The sequence below is a fragment of the Streptomyces sp. NPDC036815 genome (genome assembly GCF_055609205.1).
On the sequence record NZ_JBVJPW010000027.1, the window covers coordinates 92,445 to 105,410 of the forward strand.

10 protein-coding genes and 1 pseudogene are annotated in these 12,966 nt (G+C 69.3%); 10 read left to right on the top strand and 1 reads right to left on the bottom strand.

The window, feature by feature from the left end; all coding sequences use genetic code 11:
- Nucleotides 1-482 precede the first annotated feature (482 nt).
- From ACZ69I_RS35290 to ACZ69I_RS35315, 6 genes are all read left to right on the top strand, one after another.
- A complete protein-coding gene (locus ACZ69I_RS35290; RefSeq protein ID WP_470836580.1) occupies nt 483-1,622 on the top strand; it encodes a glycosyltransferase family 4 protein in 1,140 nt (379 codons plus the stop codon).
- An 11-nt stretch (nt 1,623-1,633) separates the two neighbouring features.
- On the top strand, nt 1,634-2,611 hold the full coding sequence (locus tag ACZ69I_RS35295; RefSeq protein ID WP_470836582.1) for an NAD-dependent epimerase/dehydratase family protein: 978 nt from the start codon (nt 1,634-1,636) through the stop codon (nt 2,609-2,611).
- Entirely contained in the window at nt 2,608-3,237 is a 630-nt protein-coding gene (locus ACZ69I_RS35300; RefSeq protein ID WP_470836583.1) for a sulfotransferase family protein, read from the top strand. The genes ACZ69I_RS35295 and ACZ69I_RS35300 overlap by 4 nt, the downstream gene beginning before the upstream one ends.
- Nucleotides 3,234-4,646: a sulfotransferase gene (locus ACZ69I_RS35305; protein ID WP_470836584.1), complete on the top strand. Its 1,413-nt coding sequence runs from the start codon at nt 3,234-3,236 to the stop codon at nt 4,644-4,646. The genes ACZ69I_RS35300 and ACZ69I_RS35305 overlap by 4 nt, the downstream gene beginning before the upstream one ends.
- A 119-nt stretch (nt 4,647-4,765) precedes the next feature.
- The gene (locus ACZ69I_RS35310; RefSeq protein ID WP_467682428.1) at nt 4,766-6,640 is read left to right on the top strand and encodes an ATP-binding cassette domain-containing protein; all 1,875 of its coding nucleotides are present in this window, start codon (nt 4,766-4,768) and stop codon (nt 6,638-6,640) included.
- A gap of 36 nt (nt 6,641-6,676) precedes the next feature.
- A complete protein-coding gene (locus ACZ69I_RS35315; RefSeq protein WP_470836585.1) occupies nt 6,677-7,531 on the top strand; it encodes a sulfotransferase family protein in 855 nt (284 codons plus the stop codon).
- Here ACZ69I_RS35315 and ACZ69I_RS35320 read toward each other — a convergent pair.
- Nucleotides 7,519-8,835, bottom strand: a complete 1,317-nt coding sequence (locus ACZ69I_RS35320) for a hypothetical protein (RefSeq protein ID WP_470836586.1) — start codon at nt 8,833-8,835, stop codon at nt 7,519-7,521. The two genes, ACZ69I_RS35315 and ACZ69I_RS35320, sit on opposite strands and share 13 nt — an antisense overlap.
- 179 nt (nt 8,836-9,014) lie before the next feature.
- On the opposite strand from ACZ69I_RS35320, the gene ACZ69I_RS35325 reads away from it, so the two are divergent.
- The 4 genes and pseudogenes from ACZ69I_RS35325 to ACZ69I_RS35340 all read left to right on the top strand — a co-directional run bounded on the left by ACZ69I_RS35325 (nt 9,015) and on the right by ACZ69I_RS35340 (nt 12,311).
- The gene (locus ACZ69I_RS35325) at nt 9,015-9,557 is read left to right on the top strand and encodes a hypothetical protein (protein ID WP_470836587.1); all 543 of its coding nucleotides are present in this window, start codon (nt 9,015-9,017) and stop codon (nt 9,555-9,557) included.
- Between the two features lie 105 nt (nt 9,558-9,662).
- The gene (locus tag ACZ69I_RS35330) at nt 9,663-10,454 is read left to right on the top strand and encodes a hypothetical protein (RefSeq protein WP_467682424.1); all 792 of its coding nucleotides are present in this window, start codon (nt 9,663-9,665) and stop codon (nt 10,452-10,454) included.
- 582 nt (nt 10,455-11,036) lie between these two features.
- A pseudogene (locus tag ACZ69I_RS35335) lies at nt 11,037-11,276 on the top strand (AfsR/SARP family transcriptional regulator); the annotation flags it as partial.
- 171 nt (nt 11,277-11,447) lie between these two features.
- The gene (locus ACZ69I_RS35340) at nt 11,448-12,311 is read left to right on the top strand and encodes an AfsR/SARP family transcriptional regulator (protein ID WP_470836591.1); all 864 of its coding nucleotides are present in this window, start codon (nt 11,448-11,450) and stop codon (nt 12,309-12,311) included.
- Nucleotides 12,312-12,966 lie beyond the last annotated feature (655 nt).

The following is a 12,966-nucleotide window of genomic DNA, read 5'->3' on the forward strand; positions in this document are numbered from 1 at the left end:
GTCCGGACCGCTCAGTCCTGGTCCGGAATGTCGATCATGAGCGCGTACTCGGGAAGCTCCTCGGTGACCTGCTCGATGTCTTCGTTCTCCACGATGTCCTCCACGGCTGTGCTCGGGCCCGGCAGCGTCGGATGACGCCCTGATCAGAAGTACCGCAGGGCGGGACGGCACACCATCGGCAGAGGCACGGCCAGTGCGGGAACCGGACAGCCCCGGGTTTCCGTGCTCCGGCCCGCCCGCAATTGCCGGGAACAGGCGAACAGCGTTCCGGTGACCGGCCTTGTCGATGCGCGGGTGACGCGTGAGGCGGCAGGCACTCTGTCGGACCGTCAAATCTGGCTGGCAAGGGCGAGGCCCTGCCTGCCCGTGCGCTGCTGTGCGCCCCCGCGTGCCACGGCGCCCGGTGGGCGGGCATTGTGCCGACGAGGCCGTGCTGCGCAGCATGGACGTCCCTCACCAGCATCCCGGAGGCCCATCCAGCCATGCGGATCGCCTACCTGCACTCCGGCAGCATCCCCTCCGTCTACGCGAACGGCGTCCACGTCATGCGGATGTGCGATGCCTTCACCGACGCGGGGCACGAGGTCGTCCTCTACGCACTGCCGGGAACCGTGCCCGCCGGTGACCTGCACCGCTACTACGGCACCCGCAATCGTTTCGAGGTGCGGAGTATCGCCCAGCCCGCGCTGCCGGGCGCGGGCATATGGATCCGTGCCTGGCGGATCCGCGTCGACCTGCGCCGACGGGGCACCCCCGACCTGCTGTACGGACGAGACCTGCGCGCCCTGCTCGTCTCGTCGGGCCTGGCCCCTCTGGTGTACGAGACCCATCTGATGTGGTCGCGGCGGATCGTCCGGAGGATCGAAGACGTCCTGTTCCGCAGAAGGAACCTGCGCCGCGTGGTTTTTGTGTCCCAGGCGCTCGCCGACGACTACCGTCGTGTCTTTCCGGAGCTCGACTCGTCGCGGTGGGCGGATCTGGTGACGGCTCATGACTGTGCCGACCCGGCCCCGTCCGACGGGCCGGTGGCAGACCTGCCGGGCCGTCCGGAGGTACCGAAGATCGGCTACGTCGGTCATCTGTACCCGGGGCGGGGCACCGACGTCATTCTCGAACTCGCCGCCCGCGTACCCGAGGCCGACTTCCACCTGGTCGGCGGCACCGCGGCCGACCGTGCCCACTGGCAGAGCCGCTGCACACGCTCCAACGTCTACTTCCACGGGCATCTCCCGCCTGCCGAGCTGGCCCCCTACCAGCGTGCGTTCGACATCGTCCTGGCGCCTTACCAGCGCAGGACGTACTGTGCCGGAGGCGTGGGCGAGATCAGCCGTTGGGTATCCCCGATGAAGCTGTTCGAGTACATGTCCTACGGCAAGGCAGTCATTGCCTCGGATCTGCCGGTACTCCGGGAGATTCTGACCGACGGAGTCAACTGCCTGCTCTGCCCGCCGGAATCCGCCGAAGCCTGGGCGGCCGCGGTCAAGAGGCTCGTCGGTGATGTACATCTGCGCGCCACCCTGGGCGGTGAGGCACGACGGCAGCTCCACGACCGGCACACCTGGCGGATCCGGGCCGACCGGGTGCTGGCAGGGCTCGGCGACACAACCAGGTCGCGGCCTTGACGCGGGCCGTGGTGACCGGCGCCGCTGGCTTCATCGGCTCCCACCTCTGCGCTCACCTGCTCGCGGCCGGTGACAGCGTCCTCGGTATCGACGTGCTCACCGACTACTACGACCCGGCACTGAAGGAACGAAACCTGCGCGACCTGATCCCGCACCCGTCCTTCACCTTCCACCGCGTGGACCTGCTGGAAGCCGCTCTCGAATCCCTCCTCGACGGAGCGGACGTCGTCTACCACCTGGCCGGTCAACCAGGCGTACGGCCCTCATGGGGAAAAGACTTCGAGCTGTATGCCCGTCGCAATGTGCTCGCCTCGCAAAGACTCCTGGAAGCAGTGCGGGACCGACCGGTGCGCAAGTTCGTCTACGCCTCCAGTTCCTCCGTGTACGGCGACGCCCCGGTCATCCCCACGGACGAGTCGGTGTGCCCCCGGCCGCTCACCCCGTACGGCGTGACCAAGCTGTCGGCGGAACATCTGTGCGAGATCTATCGGATCACCTATGGCCTGCCCGCGGTGTCACTACGCCTGTTCAGCGTGTACGGCCCACGGCAGAGGCCCGACATGGCCCTGGCCAGGCTGATCGAAGCGGCCGTGACCGGCGGCCCCTTCCCGCTCTACGGGAACGGCGAGCAGATCCGCGACTTCACCTACGTGCACGATGTCGTCACGGCGATGCGGGACGCGGCCGATTCCTCTTTCGCCGGAGTGGCCAACCTCGGCGGTGACGCCCCGGTGTCCATGAAGCAGGCGATCGCGGCCGTCGAGCGTCTCGTCGGCCCGGTGAACCTCGATCCACGGCCCGGCAGCCGTGGCGAGGCCCGGCACACCGCGGCCGACATCGCCCTGGCGGCGCGGGCGTTCGGATATCGGCCCCGCACGGAGCTGGACGAGGGCCTGGCGGCGATGGCCGACCAGGCCGCCATCGATCTGGCGCGTCGGCCCGAGTCCGGAAGCACCGGCCCGCGAGACCTGCGGAGGGGTGTCACGTGACCGGTGGTATTCCCGGTGCGGCACCGCACCGCTCCCGGCCTCGTCCCAAGGTCTTCGGTATCGGCCTTTCGCGCACCGGCACCCGCTCGCTGACCGCCGCGCTGCGCACCCTGGGTTTCGACACCGTGCACTACCCCTCCGACTCCGCCACCTACCGGGCCCTGGTCGCGGGCACCGGGCGCTTTCCGGTGCTGGCGGACCATGACGGGATCACCGACATCAGCGTGGTTCCGTACTACGAGGAACTCGATCTCGACTGGCCCGGAGCCAAATTCATCCTGACGGTCCGGGAGGAGCAGGCCTGGCTGCGCTCGTGCGCGACGCACTGGGCACGACCGGTGGACAGCAAAACCGACCTTGGCGAGGGATATCGGGACATGCAGCGCTTCCTGCGTGCTGCCGTCTACGGGTGTCTCGAATTCAACCCGGAACGGTTCGCCCGCGTTCACCGCCGCCACGTCGAGCAGGTGCTGCACCACTTCGCGGGCCGGGACGACGACCTGCTCGTTCTCGACATCGCAGGGGGCGAGGGCTATGAACGGCTGGCCCCCTTCCTGGGCAAGGAGGTCCCCGATGGCCCCTTCCCGAACGTCAACCGGCCCTCTTCCGCCCAGGACCGGCCGTGAGCGGCGAGATCCGCACCCTCCCCGGCGACTGGTCACCGCCCGTCGGCCGTGCGGTCGACCTGGTACTCCGCACGGTCGGTGAGCGCACCACCCACCTCGCTCTCGGCCTCGCGATCCGGCACATCCGCCCACGCCGGGTTCACATCGCGGAGAACATCCGGCCGCTCGCCCGTGCCGTGGACCGCCAGGTGCACATCGACCACGGCGACGCCTCGCACGTCGTCCACGTCGACGCCGACTGCCTGATCCTCGAGGACATGAGGCCCTTTCTCGACGCCAACGACCTGGCATACGTCGACTGCTTTGTGCACGACCGGTTCCGCGGCCGGGTCCACTGCGGGGTGCACATCACCCGAACCGACCTGGTGCGGGCGATGCGGGAGGTGGATGTCGAGGCGGAGGCACCAGCGGCGGGGCGCGGGCCGATGCTGCGGCCCGAGGCGTTCCGGCGGCACCTCGCCCGACGTCATCTCCAGCCCGATGTGCAGCTGAAGGGCTTCCACATCCTGCACGACCACTTCCAGCACTATCACGACGTCTTCGCCAAGTACGCTCTGCGCGAGGTGCGCAGCCGTACCGAAAGCGCACACGCGGTGCTGCAGTCGGCCCTGCTGCGCTGGGGGGACGACCTGGACTTCGTGGTCGCCAGAAGGGCGGTACGGTACAGCCGCTCGGTGGTACCCGCCGATGTCACCCCGCACGCGCTGGGCCAGTACCTCGACGGCCTGCCCGAACTGGCGGCCCGCGTGGTCGGAGAGCTGCGCTTGCCCAGCCGTCCTCGGCTGACCATGGCCAAGGTCCGGAAGGCCGTGGCCCGCGCCCCGCAGACCCTTGGCCCCGCCGCCGACCGGCCCAAGGTATTTTCCCTCGGCCTGCCCGGTACAGCGACCCGGAGCCTGGTCGAGGCCCTCCACCTGCTCGGTTTCGACCTCGCCCACTACCCGCTGGGCGCGGCGGACCAGGCGGCCCTGCGCCGCGGGGACGGTGACTTTCCGGCGCTGCGGCACTACGACGGCCTGACGAGCGTCTTCGCACTCGCGTCCCTGACGGCACTGGACGCGCGGCATCCGCGGGCTCGGTTCGTCGTCACCGTACGGGAGACGGAGAGCTGGTTGCGTGCGGTGGAGCGGCTCTGGGACACCGGCTGGCCGACGAAGGCGCCCGCGGCCGTGCGGGCCGCCCACAGAGAGGCGGCGTATCTGTTCCGTACGCGGATCTGTGGCGGGGAGACCTTCGACCCGGCCCGATTGGCTCGGGTCTACCAGGAACAACTCGTCCGCGTACAGCGTCACTTCGCTCGACGCCCCGGGGATCTGCTGACACTGGACATCTGCGCGGGCGAGGGCTGGGAGAAGCTGGCCCCCTTTCTCGGCCAGCCGATTCCACCTGGACCGTTCCCGAGAGTGTGAAATCCTCCACCGCACTGTCATCCGCACTGTCATCCGCACGTGGGGTTTCCGCGCCCGGAGAGGTGCGGCCCGGAGCGGTGTCCCCGTGCGGCACCGGGAGTGACGGCAGGATGACCCGGGTGCCCGATGCTCCCTCGACCTCCGCTCAACAGCCCGAACTGCGCCTGGGCTGGGACGACCCGCATCACGACCACGTCGCGGCGGCGGGTCTGGTGCAGATGGCGGCTCGTCTGCCCGCCACCATCGCGGCCGCCGCCCGGTTGAGCTGGGCCGCCGACCGGTGGGCGGCCCTCCAACTGCTGGTGGCGCAGCTGCTCGCGGCTGCCTCCGCCGCGGTGGTCCTGGCCGCGACCGCCCAGGTGATCGGAGCCCTTGTCGGGCAGGGCCAGGCCACCGAGCGGCTGCACGCCGCGGTGCCGGCTCTGCTCATCGCGGCGGGGGCGGCCGCGACCCGGGCGGCGTCGGACGCGGTCTCCCAGTACGCGGCCGTGAAACTGGGACCGGAGGTGACCGCCCTCGCCGAGGAACGTATCCTCGCCAAGACCCCGGAGGTCGAGCTGACCGCGTACGACCAGCCGGAGTTCAACGACTCGCTCCAGGCCGCCGGGCTGGGGGCGATGGCCACCCAGGATCTGATCGCCGACGCGCAGCAACTGATGTCCGCGGTGGCGCAGTTGACGGCCGCGGCGACCGTCCTCACGCTGCTGAACCCCCTGCTGCTGCCGCTGCTGGTTCTCGCGATGCTTCCCAAGGGAGCGGCCGCTCTGGGCGCGGCCCGTATCGCCCACCGCACCGCTCACACCAGCCTCGCCGACAACCGACTGCGCTACATCCTGCGCCAGCACAGCACGGACCGTCGGACGGCCGCCGAGGTCAGGGCCGGCACCATGGCCGCGTTCCTGCGCCAGTGGTATGCCCAAGTCGCGACGCGGATCAGGACCAGGCACCGGGCGGCCGCACCCAGAGTGCTGCTGGTGACACTCGGCGGAGCGGCCGGGACCGGCATCATGCTCACCCTCACCTGGCTCACCGTCGGGCTGTTGACGATGAACGGCACCATCGCGCTCGCGGTCGCCGTCACGGCCGTGGTCGCCGTCCGCTCTTCCACCGGCGCGCTCAACTCCCTGGTGGTGGCGAGCGCCCGGCTGTTCCGTACCTCGCTCCACCTCCAGGACTGGCGGGACTTCCTGGCTCTCGCCGACACCCTGCGCGCCACGCGTGGACCGCTGGCGATCGACTCGGCCGGTCCCCGGGAGATCCGCGCCCACCGAGTGTCCTACCGTCACCCCGGCAGCCCGGTGAACGCCTTTGCGGTTCACGACATCAGCCTGACCCTGCGCAGCGGTGAAGTCGTCGCCCTGGTGGGTGAGAACGGTTCCGGCAAGACGACTCTCGCCCACCTCCTCACCGGCCTCTACCTGCCCACACACGGCACGGTCAGCTGGGACGGCATCGATCTGGCCCAGGCAGATCCGCACTCGGTCTGGTCGCGTGTCGGTCTGGTGCCCCAGGACTACACCAAGTGGCCGATGGCCGCGAGGGAGAACATCACGCTCGGTCAGGCCCGCGGAGGGGACGGCCTCGTGCACGCTGCCGCCCGCGAGGCCGGCGCGGACAGCGTGCTGGCCGGACTACCGAACGGTCTCGACACACTGCTGGCCAAGTCGTTCTGGGGCGGGCATGATCTCTCGGGCGGTCAGTGGCAGCGCCTCGCCGTCGCCCGCGCCTGCTACCGAGAGGCCGGCGTCCTGGTCCTCGACGAGCCCACTTCCGCGATGGATCCGCGTGCCGAACACCGGGTGATCAGCCGCTTCAAGACGCTGGCCGAAGGCCGGACCGCCGTGTTCGTCACGCACAACCTCACCAACACCCGCGTCGCCGACCGCATCATCGTGCTGGCCGGGGGGAGCATCGCAGAGGAGGGGACCTTCGATGCACTCCTCGAGCGAGGCGAGTTGTTCGCGGAACTCCACAAGCTGTCACAAGATCGGTGACCGGTTCCTCGACCCCGGCGACGGAGGTGCTCTGAAGTGACGAACAGTGAAGTGATGAACAGTGAGCGGCGCAACAAGACGGTGATCTTCATCATGGGGGCCGGGCACTCCGGCACCACGCTGCTCGGGCTGATGCTGGGTGCGCATCCGGCGGTCTGCTTCGTCGGCGAGGCGTGGAACAGCACCCGCCTCGGCACCACCGACGCACAGGGGCGGACCGTCGGCTGCAACTTCTGCACCGACGGTTGTCCCGTGTGGGGCGACCCGCTGCCGAGCACCGGCCCCGACCTCTACGAGGTGCTGGCCCGGCGCTGCGGCCGCCCCTTCGTCGTGGACTCCACAAAAGCGGGCGGCTGGATCGATCAGCAGACGGCGCTGCTGCCCGGCGCCGTCCACCGTCATCTGGTGGTGCTGGCCCGCGATGGCCGGGCGGTGGTCAACTCCCTCCTGCGCAAGTACCCCGACGCCCGCCCCGCGGAGCTGGCTGCGGAGTGGGTCGCCCAGATGCGCCGGACAGAGGATCTTGCGGCCCGCTGGCCCGGCGTCGTCAGCCGGGTGCACTACGAGGACGTCGCCACCCACCCCGAAGACGTCCTGTCCCACTTGAGCGCGACACTGGGCTTCTCCTTCCTTCCCGCGATACTCGACCCTTGGCTCAGCGTCCAGCATCCGTTGGGCGGCAACGCGGGCACTCAGTACATCGTGGCGCGGGAACGCGCCGCACGGGCCACGGGCCAGCCCGTCAATCTGAAGCGCACCGAGCGCGCCTACTACCTCGGCCACCCACCGGCGATCGTGCTGGACCTGCGCTGGCGTGAGGAGATGTCCGAGCCCGCCCTGCGCGCCTTCGACGCCATCGCGGGCGAGACCAATGCGCCCTATGCGCGTTGACCGCTGCTGAGTCTCAGGATTCTTCCAGCCGACGCAGGCAGCCCCGCATGCCGACCCAGGCGGAAGCGGTAGCGGAACTCCAGCGGCACCCACTCCAGTTGGCGCAGTTCCCGGTCGAGGAGATCCATCCGGTCGGCCAGGACCGCTTTGGAAGGGGGCCAGAGCTCGGCGGGCACAAGGCTGAAGTCGATGGTGGCCGCCGCTGGGCAAAAGAGTCCGAGGGACGTTCCGTGCTTCTCCTGCTCCTGCTTGATGGCGCACAGCGACGGGGCGATCAGCGGACGGATGATCGAGTAGCGTTCATGCCGCCGTCGCCCGTGCCGATCCTGTTGATGACCTTGAGGGTGTCCGGGTTCGGGCGCAGGATCTCGGGTCGGCGTTCGTGGTGGTAACGGCGTACGTCGACCTCGATGATCGCGTATTTGGCGAACTGGCTTTCCTGCTCGAGGAGCCGGAAGGGAACCGGGAAGAGGCGGACGTAGGTGTGCGGTTCCGACGATGGCGAGGTGCATGCCGACGGAGCGGGTGAACACCCCGGTCGGCATTGCGGCGGCCTGCTCGTTCCAGGCAAGGGCCATCTTGAGGTTCTTCAGGTCACGGAAGATCTCGGCGACGTCCGCCGAGATCCACGCGGGCTCCGTTGGCGGAGGCGAAGGTACGGAAAAGGGAACCGGGCCCGCCCGGCGAGGGCGGGCCCGGCGGCGGGCCAGGCGGCCTTGACCGGCTTGGGGAGCCGGAACATCAGCGTCCACATCACCGCGACCGCGGCGATGACGTACCAGACGCTGCCCGCGAAGGCACTGGTCACGGTGGTGCCGTGGCTGCCCGCGGGGGCGTGGTTGAAGAACACCACGGAGGGCGTCGCGATACCGAGTGCGGTGCCGAGCTGCATGGCGGTGGTGAACAGCCCCGCTGCGTGACCCTGCGTCCTCGTGGCCGACCTGGCTGAGGGTGAGCCCGGCGAGACCCGCGCCGACCATGCCGAAACCAGCCGCGACGAGGATCATCGGAGCGACAGCGGCCACGAACGGCGTCTCGGTCTGCTGGGCGGAGACCAGCAGCTGGTAGCCCGCGAGCGTGAGAGCGATCGGTACGGCTCCGACCTGCGGCACGCGCCGCAGGTGGTGGCCCGCCCACTTGGAGGCCAGCATGGCGCCGGCCACACCGCCGAGGGAGATGGCGACGGACGCCGGGGCGAACTGCCCGGGCGTGAAGCCGAGGCCGGACTGCATAAACAGCACGCACGTCAGCAGGAAGACATTGAGCGCGTCAAATGTGGGTCCGGTCAGGCAAGTTGGAGCCATTCCTCGAGTCTCCCGCAGCCCGTCCGAAACAATCCAACTCCACGTCCCCTGGCCGATGTTGGGGGTCTACCCCGCCTCACCACACAGGACACGGTCTATATCTCTCGGCCGCGATCCGAGCGTGTAGCAGGAGGGCAGCGGACTGACGAGGAGCTGGCTGCTTCCTGCTCCAGGGGGCGGTGGCGCAGATCCACCTGGACCCGCCCTTCCCCGACTGGTGGCAGAGCGGCACAGGCCGGTCCGTGGAACCGATCTCGCAGGACGGCACCGGCGCGGTCTTCGACGTCCCTGCCAAGACGCCGATGCGACTCGACCTGCGCGTTGCCGCCGACTTCCTCGACATCACCGGTCTGTGGTGGGAGCTGCACCACAAGCCGACGCTCCGCAAGGGAGTGCTGGGCTCCCCGGCCGCCTACCGCCAGTGGCACTTCAACTCCTGGTACCTCGATCCGGACTGCGCCGGGCAGTCCACCCGGCTGCGCGTGCTGGCCAGCACCTGGGGCGTGCCACTGGTCTGGTTCGCGGCTCTGCCGCCCATCGCGATGGGCCCGCTCCCCGCGCAGACCCGGATCGGCGGCGCGGTCTTCTACCGCCCCGTCATCAGTGCCTACCCCTACCCGTCGGACAGCGAAAAGGGTCTGACCTCCCCCGTACAGGGCCTGTTGGGCATGGAACAGCTCGCTCGGTATCTGCTCCAGGGGCGTAACCGGTCACAGGCCTAGGGCATCGGCTATTACTCCCCGTACGACATCTGGCTCCTGGACCACTTCCGTAGGTCCGAGGACGAGGAGGAAGAGGGCGGACCGCAGACCTTCCCGAGCAAGCACATGCTGAATCTGCTCGTCGCCCTGGAGCACCAGTTGGCACGCTCCGCGGCCCGGCTGAAGGAGGCGGACAACCTCGAGCAGCGGGTGCTGCTGATGCCCTGGCCCGCCGCGGGCGGCGTCGACGGCGCCTACAACCACACGATGCGCGCGGGACTCGCGCCGCACATCGCCCAGGCAGTGGCGCTGCTCTGGTCGACCGGGGCGCTCGGCGGACGCGGACAGCCGCTGTCCGTGCGCGGACTCGCACCCATCGCGTTCCACGGCGGCTCCTCCGTGCCGCTGCGGGTGGACCCGCTGCTCTGGATCGCGGGCTACAGCCGTGGCGGGGACGCTGTCACCAGGACCGTGGAGAACAATGGCGAGAGCCTCGTCCGGGTGATCTCGGTCGACGACGGCCGGATCGACCGTCATCGCGACGGCCTGCTCCGGGCCGCCGCCGCGGCGGCCCGCGCGGGGCGGCGCCTGCGGGTGTTCGTGGTGAAGTCCCCGCACACCGGGCCCGTCCCCCGCCCCCTGCTCGACGCGATGACCCGCGCGAAGGCTGATGTCACACTGCTGCCGGGCGGCGACTACGCCGCCTTCTGGGCACGGCACCCTCCAAGGGGTCGGCCTGGCAGCGCTACCTGTTCGCCGACTGGGACAAGCACCCTGAGGACGTGGCCAAGGACTTGGCCACGGAGACCCGTGCCGCCGGGCGGGACAAGGACTACGAGAGCCAGTACGACGCCATGCGGCACATGCTGGCCGTCGTCGGCGGCCAGGTCTTCGACACCGAGCCCCAGCACCCGGTGAGCCGCGGCTTCTTGGAGGAGTGCCTCGGTCCGTGACCCTCGCCTTCGCGGCTGGGGCTGTGCTGTTGTGCTGCCGTGTAGCTGATGGGCCACCGCACGCACCGTGACTGGATCACGGTGCGTGCGGTGGGCGTGGTGGTGTGGGCGTGGATGGGCGAGAGCCGGGATCCGTCCCGCCATCCGCTCCAGGGGCAGGATCCGGTTGGCGGGCACCCGACACCACAAATCGGCGCCGTATACCGGGTATGCGGGGTATGCCGATGCTTCTACGAAACCGCTGAGGCGGTTTGGCGCTAGGTGCGGGTGGCCGGGGCGGGCTGGCTTGGTCGGTTGGCCATTGGTTCGGTTGATCTGGCGTGGGGGTGGTGGGCTGGGGGTGTGTGGTGGGGGTGGTGGTGTCTTGAGGGTGGCTTGAGGGGTGGTGGGTGGGGGGTTGGAGGGTGGGTGGTGGGTGGGTGGGGGTGCGGTAGAAACCAGCTACGCGGTTTTCTATTGACAGGGTGGGGGGAATCTATTTGAATCGGGGTGCGGTAGGGGGGTGTCCCCCGGGTGAGCGGCATCAACCATGTTTCGGGGGGGCGCTGTGGACATCGAGGTGCTGGGTGCGTTGGCGGTGCGGGTGAATGGTCGTTCGATCACGCCGACGGCGCCGAAGCCGCGGCAGGTGTTGGCGTTGCTGGCGTTGCATGCGGGGCGGATGGTGCCGGTGTCGGTGTTGACGGAGGAGTTGTGGGGGGGTGCGCCGCCGCGGAGTGCGCGTACGACGTTGCAGACGTATGTGCTGCAGTTGCGTGAGTTGATTGCTGCGGCGCTGGATCAGGGTGCCCCTGGCGCTGGAGCCGTCTCCGGTGCGGCTGTCCCTGGCGCCGTCCCCGCTGGTCCCGCCGTTACTGTCCCCGGTGCGGGGGCCGCCGGTGTCCCCGTTCCCGCCGCTCCTGCTGGTGCTGTCCCCGGTGTCGGGACCGCTGTTGGTGTTGTTCCTGGCGTGGTGCCTGTGGGTGGCGTCCTTCCTGATGTTGTCGGTGCCGCCTCCGCCTCTGCTGCGGCCGCCTCTGCTGCTGCCGCTTCCCTCTCTGTTTCCGCTCCTGCCGCCCCTTCCGCTTCCGTCTCTGCCTCTGCTGCCGCTTCTGCCTCCTCCTTCGCTCCCTCCGTCTCTGCCTCCGCTTCTGCTCCCGCTTCTGTCTCGGCCTCGGTCTCGGCTTCCGCTTCTGCTTCTGTGTCCGCCTCTGTGTCCGTCCCGGCTTCTGCCTGTGTTTCTGCTTCGGTGGCTGGTGGGGTGGGTGGGCGGGTGCGGGCGAAGGATGTGCTGGTGACGATGCCGGGTGGGTATTTGTTGGTGGCGGGTGCGGGGTTGAGTGATGTGCGGGTGTTTGAGGGGTTGGCGGGGGCGGGGTATCGGGCGATGGATGGGGGGGATTGGGTGGGGGCGGCGCGGCAGTTGCGTGAGGCGTTGGGTTTGTGGTCGGGGACGGCGTTTGCTGATGTGCAGGCGGGGCCGCAGTTGCAGATGGAGATCAAGCGGTTGGATGAGAGCCGGTTGTGTGCGTTGGACCGGCGGATTGAGGCGGATCTGCGGTTGGGCCGGCATCGGGAGTTGTTGTCGGAGTTGACGGTGCTGGTGAACGGGTATCGCACGCATGAGAGTTTGCATGCGCAGTTCATGCTGGCGTTGCATCGTTCGGGGCGGCGGGGGGAGGCGTTGGCGGTGTATCAGCGGCTTCGGGCGACGTTGGTGCGGGATCTGGGGCTGGAGCCTTCGGCGCGGTTGCGGCGTTTGCAGCGGTCTATTTTGAGTGCGGGGCAGGAGGTTGCGGCGCCGTCGTCCGGGGGCGGGGGGCATCTGGCGGCGACCGGTTAGCCGGTGCGTCCGTGTGTTCCCGGCCTGCGGCTGGTGGGCTGTCGCCCCTCGGGGTGCGTGGGGTGGGGCCGCCGGGTTTCCTCCCCGGCCCGGCCGCCCCCCTCCGCCCCGGTACGGCGCCCCCGGGTACGGCGCCTCCGTACGGCGCCCCCCGGTGCGGCGCCTCCGGGGATGGTCTGCGGGTCCGGTGCGGTGCGGCCGGTTCGTGGGTGGGGGTGGTGGCGGGCGGTGGGGGGTGGGGACAACGTTCTCCTGTCTGTTGTGTGGGTTTCACTTCAGCTCATGTGTGCCTGGTCTGGGGCGCTTAATGTGCGGGCGGGGCACGCCGCCTGACACCCCCTCACCCGCAACCTCGCATCGCTCGCCCCTCGTTCCCTTACTCCCTGTCCCTCGCTCTCACTCTCGCCCTTCGCCCTTGGGTCTTCAGTCTTTTGTCCTCGTTTCTTTCGTCTCATGTGTTGTTTCTGGTGTGTCTTTCCGGGGGTTGGTGGGGGGTTGCTGTCGGGGGTGGGTGGGGGGCTGGGTTCGGGGTTGTGGTGTGGAAGGGAGGGTGTTTTTGCGGTTGTAGTGCAGGGGCCCGTGGCGGGCTGCAGTCAGGTTGAGGATTTCGACGACGTACGGAGGAAACCCATGAAGATTCAGGTTCTGGGTCCGT

Bases quoted from the DNA above. Each gene is read 5' to 3' on its own strand.
- ACZ69I_RS35320 (WP_470836586.1), bottom strand. From the start codon at position 8,835: ATGGCTCCAACTTGCCTGACCGGACCCACATTTGACGCGCTCAATGTC.
- ACZ69I_RS35330 (WP_467682424.1), top strand. From the start codon at position 9,663: ATGCTGAATCTGCTCGTCGCCCTGGAGCACCAGTTGGCACGCTCCGCG.
- ACZ69I_RS35290 (WP_470836580.1), top strand. From the start codon at position 483: ATGCGGATCGCCTACCTGCACTCCGGCAGCATCCCCTCCGTCTACGCG.